The 352-nt window shown below is 57.1% G+C and carries 1 pseudogene; it reads right to left on the bottom strand.

The features are described from left to right. Positions 1-282 (bottom strand): annotated as a pseudogene (locus PL597_RS26255) (hypothetical protein); the annotation flags it as partial. Between the last annotated feature and the right edge of the window lie 70 nt (positions 283-352).

Raw genomic sequence — 352 nt, 5'->3', positions numbered from 1 at the left:
CCACGGGCGTGCTCCCGATGCGGAAGTAAATGCTGATGATACCAGATGTTTTTTTTTTTTCAACCAGAAGCCGCAATACGATTTTCGCCTAAGTCTCGTGGGCTGGTTTGGGCCGTCATAGGTGACCCCCACGCCCAGCGCTTCCCCCGCCTCTTTCGCGCCGTTGCCGCCGCTGGTAAAGAAGCCGACGCCGACCAGCTTAGGAATAAAGGCGATGCGGTCCGCCGCCTGCGCGGTAACCACGCTCATCGCCAGCGCCAGCACGATCAGTTTTAATTTCATTTTATGCTCCGATTGTTTTATGCGAGAAAAGACGCCGCCAGGTCGCGCGCACCCATTCACGGTGCAGGCT

It is taken from the genome of Agrobacterium sp. ST15.13.013 (assembly GCF_027956525.1).
Lineage (GTDB): Bacteria > Pseudomonadota > Alphaproteobacteria > Rhizobiales > Rhizobiaceae > Agrobacterium > Agrobacterium salinitolerans.
Note: the sequence above shows the minus strand (reverse complement) of the source record. Positions and strands in the feature narration are given on the sequence as shown.